Annotated in this window: 20 protein-coding genes; 5 read left to right on the top strand and 15 right to left on the bottom strand. The window is 65.0% G+C overall.

Annotated elements, in window-relative coordinates; all coding sequences use genetic code 11:
• Nucleotides 1–2 precede the first annotated feature (2 nt).
• The 6 genes from AZSP09_RS00560 to AZSP09_RS00535 form a co-directional block, all read right to left on the bottom strand.
• Nucleotides 3–1,631 carry a methyl-accepting chemotaxis protein gene (locus AZSP09_RS00560; protein WP_152088851.1) on the bottom strand — a complete coding sequence of 543 codons (1,629 nt, stop codon included), beginning with the start codon at nt 1,629–1,631 and terminating at the stop codon, nt 3–5.
• 164 nt (nt 1,632–1,795) lie between these two features.
• Entirely contained in the window at nt 1,796–2,974 is a 1,179-nt protein-coding gene (locus tag AZSP09_RS00555) for an acetyl-CoA C-acyltransferase family protein (RefSeq protein WP_152088850.1), read from the bottom strand.
• Nucleotides 2,975–3,001: 27 nt separating this feature from the next.
• Entirely contained in the window at nt 3,002–3,922 is a 921-nt protein-coding gene (locus tag AZSP09_RS00550) for a CobD/CbiB family protein (RefSeq protein ID WP_014238252.1), read from the bottom strand.
• 168 nt (nt 3,923–4,090) lie between these two features.
• Complete coding sequence (locus AZSP09_RS00545; protein WP_014238253.1) at nt 4,091–4,717, bottom strand: CoA pyrophosphatase; 627 nt, start codon at nt 4,715–4,717, stop codon at nt 4,091–4,093.
• Nucleotides 4,701–4,961: a hypothetical protein gene (locus AZSP09_RS00540; RefSeq protein ID WP_014238254.1), complete on the bottom strand. Its 261-nt coding sequence runs from the start codon at nt 4,959–4,961 to the stop codon at nt 4,701–4,703. Before AZSP09_RS00540 ends, AZSP09_RS00545 begins: the two co-directional genes overlap by 17 nt.
• 21 nt (nt 4,962–4,982) lie before the next feature.
• Nucleotides 4,983–5,585 (bottom strand): retropepsin-like aspartic protease family protein, encoded by a 603-nt coding sequence (locus AZSP09_RS00535; protein ID WP_232058826.1) that lies wholly within the window; start codon nt 5,583–5,585, stop codon nt 4,983–4,985.
• 70 nt (nt 5,586–5,655) lie between these two features.
• Between AZSP09_RS00535 and AZSP09_RS00530 the strand changes: the two genes are divergently transcribed.
• Complete coding sequence (locus tag AZSP09_RS00530; protein ID WP_152088848.1) at nt 5,656–6,366, top strand: type 1 glutamine amidotransferase; 711 nt, start codon at nt 5,656–5,658, stop codon at nt 6,364–6,366.
• 66 nt (nt 6,367–6,432) lie between these two features.
• Here AZSP09_RS00530 and AZSP09_RS00525 read toward each other — a convergent pair whose 3' ends face one another.
• The 6 genes from AZSP09_RS00525 to AZSP09_RS00500 are packed head-to-tail and all read right to left on the bottom strand — an operon-like array spanning nt 6,433 to nt 10,856.
• On the bottom strand, nt 6,433–6,927 hold the full coding sequence (locus AZSP09_RS00525; RefSeq protein WP_130458877.1) for a YajQ family cyclic di-GMP-binding protein: 495 nt from the start codon (nt 6,925–6,927) through the stop codon (nt 6,433–6,435).
• 12 nt (nt 6,928–6,939) lie between these two features.
• Entirely contained in the window at nt 6,940–7,254 is a 315-nt protein-coding gene (gene ppnP / locus AZSP09_RS00520) for a pyrimidine/purine nucleoside phosphorylase (protein ID WP_014238258.1), read from the bottom strand.
• Nucleotides 7,254–7,475 (bottom strand): DUF2788 domain-containing protein, encoded by a 222-nt coding sequence (locus AZSP09_RS00515; RefSeq protein WP_014238259.1) that lies wholly within the window; start codon nt 7,473–7,475, stop codon nt 7,254–7,256. The genes ppnP and AZSP09_RS00515 overlap by 1 nt, the downstream gene beginning before the upstream one ends.
• 12 nt (nt 7,476–7,487) lie before the next feature.
• Entirely contained in the window at nt 7,488–8,717 is a 1,230-nt protein-coding gene (locus AZSP09_RS00510) for an argininosuccinate synthase (protein WP_130458878.1), read from the bottom strand.
• An 18-nt stretch (nt 8,718–8,735) separates the two neighbouring features.
• Entirely contained in the window at nt 8,736–9,659 is a 924-nt protein-coding gene (argF, locus tag AZSP09_RS00505; protein ID WP_014238261.1) for an ornithine carbamoyltransferase, read from the bottom strand.
• A 24-nt stretch (nt 9,660–9,683) separates the two neighbouring features.
• Nucleotides 9,684–10,856 carry an aspartate aminotransferase family protein gene (locus AZSP09_RS00500; protein ID WP_152088847.1) on the bottom strand — a complete coding sequence of 391 codons (1,173 nt, stop codon included), beginning with the start codon at nt 10,854–10,856 and terminating at the stop codon, nt 9,684–9,686.
• Nucleotides 10,857–11,070: 214 nt separating this feature from the next.
• Between AZSP09_RS00500 and AZSP09_RS00495 the strand changes: the two genes are divergently transcribed.
• Entirely contained in the window at nt 11,071–11,835 is a 765-nt protein-coding gene (locus tag AZSP09_RS00495; RefSeq protein WP_152088846.1) for a ParA family protein, read from the top strand.
• A 48-nt stretch (nt 11,836–11,883) separates the two neighbouring features.
• Here the strand turns inward: AZSP09_RS00495 and AZSP09_RS00490 are convergent, their stop codons facing one another.
• Entirely contained in the window at nt 11,884–12,102 is a 219-nt protein-coding gene (locus AZSP09_RS00490) for a hypothetical protein (protein WP_014238264.1), read from the bottom strand.
• A 295-nt stretch (nt 12,103–12,397) separates the two neighbouring features.
• Here AZSP09_RS00490 and AZSP09_RS00485 point away from each other — a divergent pair, with 295 nt between their 5' ends.
• Entirely contained in the window at nt 12,398–12,691 is a 294-nt protein-coding gene (locus tag AZSP09_RS00485; RefSeq protein WP_014238265.1) for a DUF3579 domain-containing protein, read from the top strand.
• A gap of 146 nt (nt 12,692–12,837) precedes the next feature.
• Here the strand turns inward: AZSP09_RS00485 and rpsT are convergent, their stop codons facing one another.
• Nucleotides 12,838–13,104, bottom strand: coding sequence for a 30S ribosomal protein S20 (gene rpsT, locus AZSP09_RS00480; protein WP_014238266.1), 267 nt, complete (start codon nt 13,102–13,104; stop codon nt 12,838–12,840).
• Between the two features lie 171 nt (nt 13,105–13,275).
• Here rpsT and murJ point away from each other — a divergent pair, with 171 nt between their 5' ends.
• Nucleotides 13,276–14,820, top strand: coding sequence for a murein biosynthesis integral membrane protein MurJ (murJ, locus tag AZSP09_RS00475; protein WP_152088845.1), 1,545 nt, complete (start codon nt 13,276–13,278; stop codon nt 14,818–14,820).
• Nucleotides 14,821–14,855: 35 nt separating this feature from the next.
• On the top strand, nt 14,856–15,485 hold the full coding sequence (locus AZSP09_RS00470; RefSeq protein WP_152088844.1) for a YbhB/YbcL family Raf kinase inhibitor-like protein: 630 nt from the start codon (nt 14,856–14,858) through the stop codon (nt 15,483–15,485).
• Here the strand turns inward: AZSP09_RS00470 and AZSP09_RS00465 are convergent.
• Nucleotides 15,475–16,620, bottom strand: coding sequence for a MalY/PatB family protein (locus AZSP09_RS00465; protein WP_152088843.1), 1,146 nt, complete (start codon nt 16,618–16,620; stop codon nt 15,475–15,477). The genes AZSP09_RS00470 and AZSP09_RS00465 overlap by 11 nt on opposite strands.

Genomic DNA, 16,620 nt, shown 5'->3' with positions numbered 1-16,620 from the left:
GCTTAGCGCCCGGGCTGGAACTGGAAGTAGGCGATGAGGTTGCGCAGTTCGCCGGCGGTGGCCAGCAGCTGTTGCACATTGCGCTCCGCCTCGCCGATGGCGGCGGCGTTTTCCTCGATCAGGGCGGCGATCTCGGAGACGCTCATGGCCACGTCCTGGCTGGCCTGGGACTGCTGCACCGTGGCCTGGGCGATGTGGCGCGCCATCTCGTCGATGTGCTGCCCGTCCTGGACCACTTCGGCCAGGCTGACCCCGGTTTCGCCCATGGCCTCATCGTTGTGCCCCACCTGGGCGCCGGCGGATTCGATGCTGCCGACGGCGCTCTCGGTGATCTTCTGGATTTCCGTCACCATTTCGGCGATTTCGGCGGTCTGCAGGCGGGTGCGCTCGGCCAGCTTGCGCACCTCGTCGGCCACCACGGCGAAACCGCGCCCCGCCTCGCCGGCCCGGGCCGCCTCGATGGCGGCGTTGAGGGCGATGAGGTTGGTCTGGTCGGCGATCTCCTGGATGCCCTGGGTCACCACACCGATGCGGTTGAGGGACTGGAACAGGGTGGCCATGGTGTTGGAGGCGGTATCCACCGCCGAGACCACGGCCCGGGAGGCCTCCCGGCCCTGGATCATGCGCTGCTCCACCCCGGCGATGCGCTCCCGGGTAGTGCCAACGGCGCTGGCCGTCTCCTGGGCGTCAGCCGAGACCTGCTCCACCGTGGCGCTCATTTCCTCCATAGAGGCGGCGATGCGGCTCACCGAGTCGGACTGGGACTCGGACTGGGAGGAGACGCTGGACATCTCCAGGTTGAGCTGGGTGGTGTTGCCGCTGACCCGGTTCGCCGCTTCGGCGATCTCCGCCAGCATGACCTTGAGGTGGGCCTGGGTGGTGAGCAGGGAATCCTGCAGCTTGCCCACCTCGTCCAGGCGGTCGTGCCACAGGTCTTCCGACAGGTCGCCCTGGGCCACCCGGTCCAGGCTGGTGTTGGTGGCGTCGATGGCGCGGAAGATGCCTTGCTGCAGGCCAATCTGCACCGCCCCGGCGGCCAGGCCGGTGAGGCTCAGGATCTGCACCAGGGCAACGATGCTGTCGGCGGAAAAGCCGATGCTGCTGCCGAACCAGACACCGATGCCGGTCAACAGCTGGGCCGCCATGACGAACAGGGTGAGGCCGGCCATCTTCTTGCGCAGGCTGACCTTGCGCCAGCCACCCGGCCGGGGAATGGCGCCGCCCCCCTTGCCCAGCTTGGCATAGAGGGCCTCGGCAGACTGCACCTGGGCCCGGGAGGGCTCGGTACGCACCGACATGTAACCGATGGTCTGGCCCTTCTGCCGCACCGGCACCACCAGGGCATCGACCCAGTAATGGTCGCCGTTCTTGCAGCGGTTCTTGACGATACCGCGCCAGGGACGGCCTTCCTTCACCGAAATCCACAGATCGGCAAAGGCGGCTGGCGGCATGTCCGGATGGCGCACCAGATTGTGGTTCTTGCCGATCAGTTCATCCCGGGTGAAGCCGCTCAGCTCGACAAAGGTGTCGTTGGCGTAGGTGATGATCCCCTTCAGATCGGTTTTCGAAACGATGTACTTGCCCTTGATGAAGGGCACTTCGACTTGTGTAACGGGAAGATTGTTTTTCATGTTTCCCTACTACTCCCTGAGAGCCACTCTCATTTGGATGGCCTCGCGATGTTATCTCAACTTCATTGCAATTGCCCTTAGCATGAATCACAGATCGTGCCCGCCAGACGAAAAAAAGCCCGGCGGGATGACTCCCGCCGGGCTTTTCAGCCTAAGCCTTTGTTTTAGATGCGTTCGTAGATGGTGGTAATGCCCTGGCCGCCGCCGATGCACATGGTGGCCATGCCGTAACGGGCACCGGAACGCTGCATTTCATGCAACAACTTGGTGACGATGACGCCACCGGTTGCACCAACCGGGTGCCCCAGGGCGATGGCGCCGCCATTGACGTTGGTCTTGGCAGGGTCCAGACCCAGGCCCTTGGCCACAGCCAGGGACTGGGCGGCAAAGGCTTCGTTGGATTCGACGACGTCGATCTGGTCCAGGGTCAGGCCGGCCTTCTGCAGGGCCAGCTTGGAGGACGGGATCGGACCTTCGCCCATGATTTCGTTGGGCACGCCGGCGATGGCGTAGGACACCAGGCGGGCAATGGGCTTGTGGCCGGCAGCGGCGGCCTTGGCGGCATCGGCCAGCACCAGGAAGGCGGCGGCGTCATTGATGCCGGAAGCGTTGCCGGCAGTGACGGAACCGTCCTTCTTGAAGGCGGCCTTCATCTTGGCCAGGGCTTCCATGGTGGTGGCGCGGGGATGCTCATCGGTATCGAAGACCACGTCGCCCTTCTTGGTCTGGAAGGTGATGGGCACGATCTGGCTCTTGAAGCGGCCTTCGGCGATGGCCTTGGCGGCGCGGTTCTGGGATTCCAGGGCGAAGGCGTCCTGCTCTTCCCGGGTCAGGCCCCACTTGGTCACCAGGTTTTCGGCGGTGATGCCCATGTGGCCGACGCCGAAGGGGTCGGTCAGCACGGAGACCATGGCGTCGATGGCTTTGGTGTCGCCCATGCGGGCGCCGGAGCGCAGGGCCGGCATCAGGTAGGCGCCGCGGGACATGACTTCGACGCCGCCGCCGATGGCGTAGTCCGCATCACCCAGCATGATGGCCTGGGCGGAGGAGACGATGGCTTGCATGGCGGAACCGCACAGACGGTTCACGGCGAAGGCCACGGAATCCATGGACATGCCGCCCTGGATGGTGGCCAGACGAGCGACATAGGCGTAGCGGGTTTCGGTGGGGATACAGTTGCCGACGGTGGCAAAGGTCACAGCCTTGGGGTCCACACCGGCACGGGCAATGGCTTCCTTGACGACCAGGCCACCCAGCTCGGCGGGTTCCATGCCAGCCAGGGAACCGCCAAAACCACCCACAGCGGAACGAACGGCGGACAGAACTACGATTTCCTTGCTCATGAGCATCTCCTTGTTATAACTGACTTATCAACCCACCCAAGTGGCGAGCCCGATCAACAGCAACAGCAACAGCCACAGCACCAGGGCCCGCCAAACCAGGCCCACCGTGCTCTGCATGAAATCCACATCGGCTTCCTCGCCGACTCCCAGTTCAGCCCGGTCGGTGACCTCGCCGCCTTCCACCAGGGGCTGGCCGAGACGCACGCCGAGGGCACCGGCACCGCTGGACAACACGATGCCCAACTCGTGGTCGGCCCACTGGCCGGCCTGGGTGCGCCAGCAATAGACCGCATCCTCGAAATCTCCGACCACGGCGAAGGCGGCAGCGGTGGCTCGCAGGGGCAGCCAGTCGATGATGGCAAAGATTTGTTGCGAAAATTTGCCAAAGTCGCCGAATTCTTCATCCTGCCGCTGGCCCCAGCGCTCGGCCAGAATGCCGGCGAGGCGGTACAGCACGGCACCGCAGGGACCGGGCAGCAGGACAAAACAGAGGATCACGGCGAAAACATGGCGGTGGGAAGCGGCCAGGGCCTCCTCGATGGCCAGGCGGGCCACCTCGCTGGACGACAGCCCTTCGGCGGAACGGCCCCGCCATTCGGCCAGGAGCTGGCGGGCCCGGGGCACGTCACCCATGCGCAGGGCCAGGTGGATGTCGGTGAAATGATGGCTGAACTGGCGGAAGCCCATGGTCAGATACAGCACCAGGACGTTCCAGGCCCACCCCAGCAGCGGCGTCACGGCACAGAGCAGGTAATAGATGCCGGCCGCCAGCAGCACCGGCGGCAGCACGGCGGCCAGCCAGGCGATCAGGCCATGCCGCGAGTCGCCGGCGTTGAGGCGCGACTCCAGGAAGTCGGCATAGCGACCCACCGGTTCCAGCAAAAGGCGATTGGGTAGCGGCCGGAACTGTTCGAGGAACAGGGCCGCGATCAGGGAAAAAAGGCTCATCCCGAACTTGAGGCGCGATGTTGATCGGAAGCAGGGAGCCGCCTGGCAGGTGGCTCGGCGCGGAAACCACGCAACCGCCAAATGCTTTGCCAGCGCCCCTGTCGGAGAAGGTCCAAGATAACACATTTCGCCCCGGCCTGCAGATGACAGCCGGGAGCGGCGGGCATCCTACAGCGGTGTCGCCGGGTAGCCGAGACGGTCGGCCAGGGAGACGATCATGCCGGCGGTGGCGCCCCAGATGAAGTAGTCGCCATAGGGCATGGCGAAATAGTGGCGCAGCCGCCCCCGCCACTCCCGGGAGTGGCGCTGGCGATTGGCCGGGTCCAGGAGGAAGGCCAGGGGTACTTCGAAAACTTCGGCCACCTCGAAGGGGTCGGGCCGCAGGGTGAAGGGCGGGCGCACCAGGCCCACCACCGGGGTGACGCGAAAGCCAGTGCTGGTGCGGTACTCCGGCAGGTAGCCGAGCACTTCCACCAGTTCCGGGGACATGCCGATCTCTTCCTCGGTCTCCCGCAGGGCGGTGTGGATGGGGGACTGGTCCACCTCCTCCACCCGGCCGCCGGGAAAGCTGACCTGGCCGCCATGGTCCCGCAGGTGGGAGGTGCGCTGGGTCAGCAGCACCGTGGGATGGCTTTCCCGCAGCACGATGGGAAAGAGGACGGCAGCCGGCGTCAGGGTTTCGTTGCCGATGCCGTCTTCCAGGATCGGCGGGGCCGCCAGGGGTTCGGCGGAAAGGCTGGCACGGAGGCGCTCCAGGTCCACCACGCCGGCCGGACCGTCAATGGGTTTCAGCACCGCTTTCCTCGATCTCGGCACTGACGGCCTGCAGGGCGTCCTGCAGGGTTTCTTCCGGCAGGCGGTTGATGTGGGTCGCCACCAGATCGGCGGCCTCCACGGCGCCGACCGGCAGGCGCTTGCTGTCCAGGCCGGCGATGAGGCTGGCGGCGGCACCGACGATCTGCAGCAGCAAGTGACGCTCGCCCATGAGCAGTTCCAGTTCTTCGCGCAGCAGGGCGATTTCCTGATCACGTTGGGGCATTGGGGGTTCCTCCAGGGGGAATCAATAACGTTTTTTTAGAATCATGCGCTGCCCGTCCCGCTGCATTTCCATGCGGTTGAGAAAACTCATGCCGAGCAGGGCGATGGGCATGTCGCTCTCGTGCACCAGGCCATCCACATCGGTCAGGGTGACGTCGCCGATGCGCACGGTGGACAGAAGTACCTTATACACCCGCGCCGTGCCGTTGGCTGTCTGGGTATAACCGACCTGGGCATTGCGCAGGTCGAGGCCCAGACGGCGGGCATCGGACGCGCCGATGGAAACCATAGTAGCACCCGTGTCCACCAGGAAGCGGATGGTGCCGCCGTTGATGTTGCCGGTGGCGTAGAAATGGCCGCTGGCATCGGAAGACAGGGTCAGGGTGGGGGTGCGGTCGGAAGATTGCTGGGAGACGACGCTCTGGCCCACCCGCAGGGTGCGCCGCTTGCCGTCCACCTCGATGATGGCGGCACCGTCCTCCACCGCCACCAGCTTCACGCCCTGCTCCGTCTTCTGGCCCACGGCCACGCCCTTGGGCGGGGCGCCGTCGATGACCAGCAGGGCCTTGTTGGGGAAGACGCCGGCAATGCCGACTTCGACAGCCTGCAGGGGCGCTGCCTGCAAAAGACATAGGCATGACAGCCAGCCCAGACTAGAATGCCCCGTCGCCATCCTTCCGCCCCATTTCCCTGCCATGCGTCCCGTTGCCATTTTTCGCCATACTCCGACAGAAGGTCCGGGCTATTTTGCCACATTCCTGGAAGGCCACGGCATCGACTGGGAGCTGATTCCCGTGGATGCCGGCGCCCCCGTGCCGGCCTCGCCGGAGGCCTATGCCGGCCTCTGTTTCATGGGTGGCCCCATGAGTGTGAACGACCCCCTGCCCTGGATCGACCATACCTGCGCCCTGATCCGCAGCGCCGTCGCTGCCGGCATCCCGGTACTGGGGCACTGCCTCGGCGGCCAGCTCATGGCCAAAGCCCTGGGCGGCCAGGTGACGCCTAATCCAATCAAGGAAATCGGCTGGGGCACGGCCCGCATCGAGGAGGGTGAAATTCCCGGCCACTGGTTCAACGGCCTGGGGGGCGAAGTCACCGTTTTCCAGTGGCACGGCGAAACCTTCTCCCTGCCGCCCCAGGCCGTGCGCCTGCTCACCAACGATTTCTGCGCCAACCAGATGTTCGCCCTGGGGCCCCACCTGGCCATGCAGTGCCATGTGGAAATGACGCCGGAGCTGATCGCTACCTGGAGCAGCGACTGGGCGGACGAAGCCCGGGCCGCCGCCCGGCATCCTGCCGGCCAGACGCCCGAGCAGATGGTGGCCGAAATCGAATGGCGCCTGCCCGCCATGCGGCAGCTGGCCGACCGCCTGTACGGGGCCTGGATCGCCAACCTGCGCCGCTGACAGGACTACGGCAAAAGAAAACGGCGCCCGCGGGCGCCGTTTTTCATGCAGGCGGAGAACGCCGGTTCAGTCGCGGAAATTGCCGTACTTGATGGGGAAGTCGGTAATGGACTTCTTCACCAGGGCAATGGTTTCCTGCAGCACATCGCGCTTGGCGCCGGTGACGCGCACCGTGTCGCCCTGGATGGCAGCCTGCACCTTGAGCTTGGAGTCCTTCACCAGCTTGACGATCTTCTTCGCCAGCTCGCTCTCGATGCCGATCTTGATCTTCAGGTCCTGCTTCACCTTGTCGCCGGAGACCTTCTGCACGGCCTGCTGGTCCAGGCGCTTGACGCAGTCCGGCTCCTTCTTTTCCATTTCGGGAAAGAGAATGGTCTTGATCTGGTCGAGCTGGAAGTCGGAGTCGCCGTAGACCGTGATGACCTTGTCCTTCTCGTTGAGCTCCACCTTGGCGGTGGTGCCCTTGAAGTCGTGGCGGCCGACGATCTTCTTGCCGGTGGCATCGACGGCGTTCTTCAGCGCCACCATGTCCACTTCAGAGGAAAAATCGAAAGACGGCATGACGGTCCTCGCTTAACCGAAGTAGCAGACGTAGTGGTAGGGCTCGCCGGTCACTTCGATGTCGAAGCTGGAATTGCCCGGCACGTTGAAGGACTCACCGGCACCGGAAGTCTTCCATTCCGTCTCGCCCTTGAGGCGATAGCGGCAGGCACCGGCCACGGTTTCCATGACTTCGGGAGCGCCGGTGTTGAAGGTCAGGCTGGCGGGCAGGATCACGCCCACGGTCTTCTTGGAGCCGTCGGCAAAAATCACGGTGTGGCTGACGCACTTGCCGTCGAAGTAGACGTTGGCAGCCTTGACCACGGAAACATTATCGAATTGAGACATCAGATTCCCCACAATTTCTGGATGAAGGTCTTGGAGATGAAGCCGAGCATCCCCAGAGACAGCACGAAAAACAGGACGAAGGTACCGACCTTGCCGGCCTTGGACTTGTAGGCCAGCTCGCCGATGATGAACAGCATGTAGAGGATGAAAGCCCCGATCCCGAAAGTGACGCCGAATTCGGAGATCTGGGCTTCCGTAAAGCCGAAGAGGGTGCTTTCCACCAAACCCTCCGCTTAACCCTTGCGTGCCTTGAGGTTGGCGGCGATGCGCATGCGCAGGGCGTTGAGCTTGATGAAGCCGCCCGCATCCTTCTGGTCGTAGGCGCCGGCATCGTCCTCGAAGGTGGCGATGGTCGGATCGAACAGGGAGTCGGTCTTGGAATCGCGGCCCACGACGATGACGTTGCCCTTGTACAGCTTGAGGCGCACGGTACCGTTCACGGTCTGCTGGGTGTGGTCGATCAGGGTCTGCAGGGCCTTGCGCTCGGGCGCCCACCAGTAGCCGTTGTACACCAGGCTGGCGTAGCGGGGCATGAGGTCGTCCTTGAGGTGGGCGACTTCCCGGTCCAGGGTGATGGATTCGATGGCGCGGTGGGCGCGCAGCAGGATGGTGCCCCCCGGGGTTTCATAGCAGCCGCGGGACTTCATGCCGACGTAGCGGTTTTCCACCAGGTCCAGGCGGCCGATGCCGTGCTTGCCACCCAGCTCGTTGAGCTTGGCCAGCAGTTCGTGGGCCTTCATCTTCTGGCCGTTGATGGCCACCAGGTCGCCCTGGACGAATTCCAGATCCAGGTATTCGGCGGCATCGGGAGCGTTCTCCGGGGAGACGGTCCAGCGCCACATGTCTTCTTCGGCCTCGGCGGCGGGGTTCTCCAGGTGACGGCCTTCGTAGGAGATGTGCAGCAGGTTGGCGTCCATGGAGTAGGGAGAACCGCCCTGCTTGTGCTTCATCTCGACGGGGATGCCATGCTGCTCGGCATAGGCCAGCAGCTTCTCGCGGGACAGCAAGTCCCATTCGCGCCAGGGGGCGATGACCTTGACGCCGGGCTTGAGGGCGTAGGCGCCCAGCTCGAAGCGCACCTGGTCGTTGCCCTTGCCGGTGGCGCCGTGGGAGATGGCATCGGCACCGGTCAGGTTGGTGATCTCGATCAGGCGCTTGGCGATCAGGGGGCGGGCGATGGAGGTGCCCAGCAGGTACTCGCCTTCATAGACGGTGTTGGCGCGGAACATGGGGAAGACGAAGTCGCGCACGAACTCTTCGCGCAGATCGTCGATGAAGATGTTCTCGGGCTTGATGCCGAACTTCAGGGCCTTGGTGCGGGCCGGTTCCAGTTCCTCGCCCTGGCCCAGGTCGGCGGTGAAGGTCACCACTTCGCACTGGTAGGTATCCTGCAGCCACTTGAGGATGACGGAGGTGTCGAGGCCGCCGGAGTAGGCGAGAACCACTTTCTTGATGTCGCTCATGATGCTTCCCTGCAAAGATTAAGAATTGACGCGGCCCAGGAGCAGATACTCCATCAGGGCCTTCTGGGTGTGCAGCCGGTTCTCCGCCTCATCCCAGACTGCGGACTGGGGACCGTCGATCACTTCGGCGGTCACTTCCTCGCCACGGTGGGCCGGCAGGCAATGGAGGAAAATGGCGTCGGACTTGGCGATACGCATCATGTCGCCATCGACCTGCCAGTCGGCGAAGTCCTTCAGGCGTTCCTCGTTTTCAGCTTCGAAACCCATGGAGGTCCACACGTCGGTGGTGACGATGTCGGCCCCCTTGGCCGCTTCCATGGGATCGCTAAATTGCTCGAAATTGGCGGTGCCGTAGAGGCCCGCCCGCTCCGCTTCCACCTCGTAGCCCGGAGGCGTGGAGACGTGGACGTTGAAATCCAGCACTTCGGCCGCCTGCAGCCAGGTGTTGCAGACGTTGTTGGAATCGCCGATCCAGGCCACGGTCTTGCCCTGGATGGGGCCCCGGTGCTCGATGTAGGTGAAGATGTCGGCCATGATCTGGCACGGGTGGTATTCGTTGGTCAGGCCGTTGATCACCGGCACCCGGGAGTTGGCAGCGAAGCGCTCGATGATCTCCTGCTCGAAGGTGCGGATCATGACGATGTCGCTCATGCGGGAGATGACCTGGGCCGCATCCTCCACCGGTTCGCCGCGGCCCAGCTGGGAATCGCGGGTGTTGAGGTAGATGGCGGAACCGCCCAGCTGCTGCATGCCGGCCTCGAAGGAGAGGCGGGTACGGGTGCTGGCCTTCTCGAAAATCATCACCAGGGTGCGATCGGTCAGGGGCCAGTACTGCTTGTAGTTCTTGAACTGGTCCTTGATCCAGCGGGTGCGCGCGAACAGGTAGTCGAACTCTTCCCGGGTGAAATCCTTGAACTGCAGAAAATGCTTGATTGACGACATAGTGGTCTCCCCTCCCCGACTGCCTCAGGCCGTCAGGAACTCCTTGATCAGGGCGGCCAGGCGCTGCACCAGCTCCTGGGTATCCGCCACGCTGAAAGTCAATGCAGGCAACAGGCGCACCACCTTCTCGGCGGTGACGTTGATCAGCAGGCCAGCCTCCAGGCCTTTGGCCACCAGTTCGCCGCAGGGGCGGTCCAACTCGATGCCCAGCATCAGGCCCTTACCGCGAATCTCCACCAGGCCACTGACACCGGCCAGGGCTTCGCTGAGCCCGCGACGGATGGCCTCGCCCTGGGCCACGGCGTTTTCCCGCAGCTTTTCTTCCTCGATGCAGGCGATGGTGGTCAGGGCCGCGGCACAGGCCAGCGGATTGCCGCCGAAGGTGGAGCCGTGGTTGCCCGGCTTGAACAGGCCGGCAGCCTTGCCCGCGGTCATGCAGGCGCCGATGGGCACACCGGAGCCCAGGCCTTTGGCCAGGGTGGCCACGTCGGGCAGGATGCCGGCATGCTGGAAGCCGAACCAGGTGCCGGTACGGCCCATGCCGCACTGCACTTCGTCGCACATCAGGAGCCAGTCCTTCTCGTCGCACAAGCTGCGCAGGCCGCGCTGGAATTCCGGATCGGCCACATGGATGCCGCCTTCGCCCTGCACCATTTCCAGCAGCACGGCCACTACATTGGGATTCAGCTCGGCGGCGGCGCGGATGGCGTCCAGGTCGTTGTACGGCACCCGCACGAAACCGGAGACCAGGGGCTCGAAGCCGGCCTGGGCCTTGCGGTTGCCGGTGGCCGACAGGGTCGCCAGGGTGCGGCCGTGGAAGGCCTTTTCCATGACGATGATGACCGGCGCATCGACGCCCTTCTGATGGCCGAAGAAGCGGGCCAGCTTGATGGCGGCCTCGTTGGCTTCGCAACCGGAGTTGCAGAAAAAGACCTCTTCCATGCGGGAAAGCCCGGCCAGACGATCGGCAAGCTCCTCCTGCAGGGGAATCCGGTATAGATTGGAGGTGTGCAGCACCCGAGCCGCCTGGCTGGCGATGGCATTGACCAGCTTGGGATGGTTGTGACCCAGGGTATTGACGGCGATGCCAGACAGGGCGTCCAGATAACACTTGCCGTCGGTATCGTAGATCCGGTTCCCCTCGCCATGGCTGAAAGCCACCGGCAGGCGGGCGTAGGTATTCATCAGGTGGGGCATGACCTTGCCTTGAAGTGACGGGCGAGGGGCGCGAGAATGACAAACGGCGGCCAGTGCCGCCGCCGTGGCGCCCCCGTACCCGGTGCTGTGCTGTAGTGAAAAGCCCAGAAATACGGGGTTGCTAAAGGTTGAATACTAAGCGAAAAACGCCGCCTTGTATAGGCGACACCCGGCCCGAGAGTGCCGTAAAACCTAGACCGAACAGGACTCCAACATGCCCCGGCTGGCGATCTTCAACCAGAAAGGCGGCGTCGGCAAGACGACCACCACCCTCAACCTTGCCGCCGCCAGCATCCGCCACAACCGCCCGCCCCTGCTCCTGGACCTGGACCCCCAGGGACACCTCTCCAGCATCCACGGCGGCGCCCCCAACCAGGTGGAGCACACCCTCTATTCCTTCTACCAGGACAACCGCCCCCTGGGCGACCTGGAACTGCCCTGGCCGGAGATCGGCACCCTGATCCCCTCGCACCAGCAGCTGATCAAGGTGGACTCCATCTACGGCAAGGGCCCCACCATCCTCAACAAGCTGCGCCTGGGACTCAACCACCTGGAAGAGAGCAAGGGCGAACGGGTCACCCTGATCGACTGCTGCCCCTACGTGGGCGTCCTGGCCCTCAACGCCATCTTTGCCGTGGAACGGGTGCTGATCCCCGTCTCCACCGACTTCCTCTCGCTCCAGGCCGCCTTCCACATGGCCCGCACCCTGGACATCCTGGAGCCGGTGCTGAAGCGGCGCGTGGCGCGGCGCTACGTGCTCACCCGTTTCGACAGGCGCCGGCGCATGAGCGAGGACATCCGCCAGCGCCTCTGTGCCGCCTTCGGCGACGAGGTCTGCCGCACCGCCATCTCCGAGAACGTGGCGGTCGCCGAAAGCCCCTCCCTCAACCAGGACGTGTTCACCCACGCCTTTGCCAGCAACGGCGCCCAGGACTACCTGGCCCTGCATGACGAACTGCGGGGCAGCGACTTCCTCTGAAATGCAAAAGGGCGCCGCAGCGCCCCTCGTTACCGGAATACCGTCCGCTCAACCGGACAGCAAATCCACCACCTCCTCGAAGCTGGCCCCGGCCCGGCCGGTCACCGCCAGACGGCGGGCCTCCAGCACCTCGCAGTCCCGGTACATCTGGCGCAGCTTGCGCTGGGCTTCACCCTCATCGCGTCCCTGAATGGTCAGATGATCCACCACCGCACCGGTACGGGTGCGGATGCGGAAACTGAACTTGGTGAAAAAGACGGGCGTCACGACGACCCCCTTTAATTCAATGGGATGGGATGGGATGCAGTATATGCACAGACATTTAACTATGCAACGCACCACCATAATTTCATTGAACATTCTCGAAAACAAAACCCGCCGACACCCGTTCCCGGGAAAATCCGCCCGCCGCCAGCGACGACGAATGCGGCATTTCTGCTAGAATGCTTCGCGGCGCACGGAGGAGCCTCCCCGCCGATGCAGTCGGACATCATCCCGACATCCACACCACCCCGACCGGCACCCACAAGGCACCGGCGAGTCGATAAGAATACGTGGAGACATGACAACAGACGCAGCCCCCAACTTCATCATTGTCGGCCTGACCCGGGAGGGGCGAAAATTTCGCCCCAGCGACTGGGCTGAACGCCTGTGCGGCGTCATGTCTGCCTTTGGCGCCGAAAAGAAGATGAAATACTCCCCCTTCGTCGGCCCCTGTACCTTTCAGGGCGAAAAAGCCGTGTTCGTGGACGCCCAACTGGGCCGCCTCGAACCCATGGCCTACAAGTTCATGCTCAACTTTGCCAACGACAACGAACTGCAGGTCGTCGAAGGCGCCGAACGCCCCCACAACTGACGCTCCGATATCGGCCGGCATCCCGCCGCCGAAGCACGCTTACACCACACCCGACACCAGCAAGACCACGAATACCGGCTCCCCGGGAGCCAGAAAACAAAAACGGCACCCGCAGGTGCCGTTTTTTTCATCCGGAGACCGGGAGATCAGGCAGCCAGGGCCTTGATCGCAGCGGACAGGCGGCTCTTGTGACGGGAGGCCTTGTTCTTGTGGATGATTTTCTTGTCGGCAATACGGTCCAGAACGGCGACGGATTGCTGGAATACGGTTTGTGCGGCAGCCTTGTCGCCGGCCAGAACGGCCTTCTGGACGCGCTTGATAGCCGTACGCAGCGTGGAGCGCAGGCTGGCATTGTGAGCGCGTTGCTTCTCGGACTGGCGCGCGCGTTTGCGGGCTTGAGCGCTGTTGGCCATGAATTCTTCCTGAAAACGGGGGTTAATCGAAAGGGCGCGAGTTTACCGGTTCGCCAGAAAAAAGGCAAGCACTACATGCAATTGACCTTTTCGCCCCGCCCGCGGCCCGGGGACGGGCTAATATAGCGCCTTCGCCACGCCGCCGGCACCCCGGCCCCACGCTTCCCGTCTATGAATCTGCTTCGCGCCCTGGTCACCGTCAGCGGCATGACCCTGCTCTCCCGCCTGCTCGGCTTCGTCCGGGACTTCGTCATCGCCCGGGCCTTCGGCGCCGGCCTGGCCACCGACGCCTTCTTCGTCGCCTTCAAGCTGCCCAACCTGCTGCGCCGCCTCTTTGCCGAGGGGGCCTTCTCCCAGGCCTTCGTCCCCATCCTGGGGGAATACAAGAATCGCCGCGGCGAGGAAGAGGCCCGCCACCTGGTAGACCGGGTCGCCACCCTGCTCTTCCTTATCCTGACCCTGGTCACCGCCCTCGGCGTTGCCGGCGCCCCCATCCTGGTCTACATCTCCGCCCCCGGCTTTGCCGCCGAGGCGGAAAAGTTCGAACTGACGGTGACCCTGACCCGCATCACCTTCCCCTACATATTGTTCATGTCCCTGGTGGCCCTGTCGGGGGGCATCCTCAACACCTGGAGCCGCTTTGCCCTGCCGGCCTTCACGCCGGTACTGCTCAATGTCAGCTTCATCGCCCTGGCCCTCTTCGCCACGCCCTGGTTCGACCAGCCGGCCCTGGTGCTGGGCTGGGCCGTCTTTGTCGGCGGCGTGCTGCAACTGGGGCTGCAACTGCCGGCCCTGCGCCGCATCGGCATGCTGCCCCGCTTCCGCTTCGACTGGAAGGACGAGGGGGTGCGCCGCATCCTGCGCCTGATGGCCCCGGCGGTGCTGGGCGTCTCGGTCAGCCAGGTGAGCCTGCTCATCAACACCGTGTTCGCCTCCTTCCTGCAGAGCGGCTCCGTCTCCTGGCTCTACTACGCCGACCGGCTCATGGAATTCCCCTCCGGCCTGCTGGGCGCCGCCCTCGGCACCATCCTCCTGCCCTCCCTGGCCAAGTACCACGCCGACGGCAAGGGTGAGGACTATGCCCGCCTGCTCGACTGGGGCCTGCGTCTGTGCCTGCTGCTGACCCTGCCGGCGGCCCTGGCCCTGGCCATCCTGGGCGTGCCCCTGATCGCCACCCTCTTCCACCACGGCGCCTTCACCGGCGCCGACGTGTTCCACACCCGGGACGCCCTGGCGGCCTACGCCGTGGGCCTCACCGGCCTGATCCTGGTCAAGGTCCTGGCGCCCGGCTTCTACGCCCGGCAGAACATCCGCACCCCGGTGAAGATCGCCCTGGCCTCCCTCTGCGCCACCCAGGCCATGAACCTGCTCTTCGTCGTCCTCCTCGACCTGGGTCATGCCGGCCTGGCCCTTTCCATCGGTCTGGCCGCCTGCCTCAACGCCTTCCTGCTTTATCAGGGCCTGCGCCGGCACGACATCTACCGGCCCCAGGCGGGCTGGCTGCCGTTCCTGCTGAAGCTGCTGGCGGCCCTGGCGGTGCTCGGCGCCGCCCTGTGGCTGGGCATGGGCCGGGAGGCAGACTGGCTGCTCTATTCCACCCTGCAACGCCTGTTGCATCTGGGAGCCCTGGTGGCCGGCGGCATATTCGCCTACTTCGCCACCCTTTATGCACTTGGCTTTAGAATGAGGGACTTCAAACGCCGGGCCGCGGAATAGTCCGACGACCGGCACTTTTCAAGGAGGAGTGCAACGTGAAACTGGAAAGCAAGAGCTTCAGCGACGGCCAGCCGATTCCCGGGGAATTCGCCTTCTGTATCCCCCACGCCCAGCACCACGTTTGCCTCGGGGGTAACCACAACCCCCACCTCCGCTGGAGCGACGTGCCCATCGGCACCCGCTCCTTCGCCCTCATTTGCCACGACCCCGACGTGCCGTCCTCAGGCGACGACGTGAACCAGGAAGGCCGCAGCGTGCCGGCCGACCTGCCCCGGGTGGATTTCTTCCATTGGGTGCTGACGGACATCTCCGCCATGCGCCGGGAAATTCGGGCCGGCGAGTTCTGCAGCGAAGTGACACCCCGGGGCAAGCCCGGCCCCGCCAGCCTGGAAGGCAGCCGCCACGGCATCAACGACTACACCGGCTGGTTCGCCGGCGACGGCGACATGAGCGGCGACTACTACGGCTACGATGGCCCCTGCCCGCCCTGGAACGATGCCCTGCGGCACCGCTACGTATTCACCATCTACGCCCTGGACGTGGAACAGCTGCCGGTGACGGGCCGCTTCAGCGGCGCCGACCTGCGTCAGGCCATGGAGGGACACATCCTGGCCCAGGCCCAGCTGACCGGCACCTACAGCCTCAACCCTGCCCTCAAGGCCTGAGCAGCCGCCCCATGCGCTCCAGGGCTGCCTCCAGGGTGGTCCCGGGGCAGCCGAAATTGAGACGGACAAAACCGGGAGCGCCAAACTCCCGGCCATCCGACAGCCCCACGCCGGCGGCCTCGAAAGCCCGGGCCGGCTCCTCCAGGCCGCTCTGCCGCGCGTCGATCCAGGCCAGATAGGTGGCTTCCGGCGCCACCATCTCCAGCCCCGGCCAGCCGGCCACCGCCTGTACCACCCGTTCCCGGTTCTGCCGCAGATAGGCCAGCAGGGCCTCGCGCCACGGCTCGCCGTGGGCGTAGGCGGCACCGCAGGCGGCCAGTCCCAGTACATTGACGTGGGGCACGATGCCCGCCATGGCCCGGGTGAAGCGGCGACGGATGGTGCTGTCGGGAATCACCGCGAAGGCGCAGGACAGCCCCGGGATGTTGTAGGTCTTGGAGGGCGCCATGAGGGTGACGCTGCGCCGGGCGGCTTCGGCGTCGAGGCAGGCGAAAGGCAGGTGGCGGGCGCAGGGTTCCAGTTGCAGGTCGGCGTGGATTTCGTCGGAGCAGACCAGCACGTCGTAACGCCCGCACAGCTCTGCCACCGTCTCCAGTTCGCTCCGGCTCCAGGCCCGGCCCACCGGATTGTGGGGATGGCAGAGGAGCAGCAGGGACGGCCGGGGATCGGCCTGCAGCGCCGCTTCCAGGGCAGCGAAGTCCCAGCACCAGCGCCCCTCCTGGCAGTGCAGCGGCACCGTGGCCAGGCGCCGCTCCGACAGGGCCGGAGCGGAGAGGAAGGGCGGATAGACGGGCACTGCCGAGAGCACCGTCTCCCCCGGCCCCGCCAGCCCCCGGCAGGCCACGTTGAGACCGGTGACCAGGCCGGGCAGCCACACCAGCCACTCGGCCTGCACCTGCCAGCCGTAATCCCGGTCCAGGGCCTGAAGCACGCTCCCGGTCACCTCGGGCGTGGCCCCGCCGTAACCGAAGACGCCGTGATCCACCCGCTGCCGCAGGACTTCCAGCACCGCCGGCGGTGCCGCGAAATCCATGTCGGCCACCCACAGGGGCAGCACGTCCCGGCCGGCGTAGCGGCCCCACTTGAAGCTGTCGCTGCCCCGGCGCTCCACCGGGGTATCGAAATCGAAGGCCAT

This window comes from Azospira sp. I09 (assembly GCF_009177135.1).
GTDB classification, from domain to species: Bacteria; Pseudomonadota; Gammaproteobacteria; order Burkholderiales; family Rhodocyclaceae; genus Azospira; species Azospira oryzae.
The sequence above is the reverse complement of the archived record's forward strand: the minus strand, read 5'-3'. Positions and strand labels throughout refer to the sequence as shown.

Bases quoted from the DNA above. Each gene is read 5' to 3' on its own strand.
- AZSP09_RS00560 (WP_152088851.1), bottom strand. From the start codon at position 1,631: ATGAAAAACAATCTTCCCGTTACACAAGTCGAAGTGCCCTTCATCAAG.
- AZSP09_RS00555 (WP_152088850.1), bottom strand. From the start codon at position 2,974: ATGAGCAAGGAAATCGTAGTTCTGTCCGCCGTTCGTTCCGCTGTGGGT.
- AZSP09_RS00550 (WP_014238252.1), bottom strand. From the start codon at position 3,922: ATGAGCCTTTTTTCCCTGATCGCGGCCCTGTTCCTCGAACAGTTCCGG.
- AZSP09_RS00540 (WP_014238254.1), bottom strand. From the start codon at position 4,961: ATGCCCCAACGTGATCAGGAAATCGCCCTGCTGCGCGAAGAACTGGAA.
- AZSP09_RS00530 (WP_152088848.1), top strand. From the start codon at position 5,656: ATGCGTCCCGTTGCCATTTTTCGCCATACTCCGACAGAAGGTCCGGGC.
- AZSP09_RS00525 (WP_130458877.1), bottom strand. From the start codon at position 6,927: ATGCCGTCTTTCGATTTTTCCTCTGAAGTGGACATGGTGGCGCTGAAG.
- ppnP (WP_014238258.1), bottom strand. From the start codon at position 7,254: ATGTCTCAATTCGATAATGTTTCCGTGGTCAAGGCTGCCAACGTCTAC.
- AZSP09_RS00510 (WP_130458878.1), bottom strand. From the start codon at position 8,717: ATGAGCGACATCAAGAAAGTGGTTCTCGCCTACTCCGGCGGCCTCGAC.
- argF (WP_014238261.1), bottom strand. From the start codon at position 9,659: ATGTCGTCAATCAAGCATTTTCTGCAGTTCAAGGATTTCACCCGGGAA.
- AZSP09_RS00500 (WP_152088847.1), bottom strand. From the start codon at position 10,856: ATGCCCCACCTGATGAATACCTACGCCCGCCTGCCGGTGGCTTTCAGC.
- AZSP09_RS00495 (WP_152088846.1), top strand. From the start codon at position 11,071: ATGCCCCGGCTGGCGATCTTCAACCAGAAAGGCGGCGTCGGCAAGACG.
- AZSP09_RS00485 (WP_014238265.1), top strand. From the start codon at position 12,398: ATGACAACAGACGCAGCCCCCAACTTCATCATTGTCGGCCTGACCCGG.
- rpsT (WP_014238266.1), bottom strand. From the start codon at position 13,104: ATGGCCAACAGCGCTCAAGCCCGCAAACGCGCGCGCCAGTCCGAGAAG.
- murJ (WP_152088845.1), top strand. From the start codon at position 13,276: ATGAATCTGCTTCGCGCCCTGGTCACCGTCAGCGGCATGACCCTGCTC.
- AZSP09_RS00465 (WP_152088843.1), bottom strand. From the start codon at position 16,620: ATGGCCTTCGATTTCGATACCCCGGTGGAGCGCCGGGGCAGCGACAGC.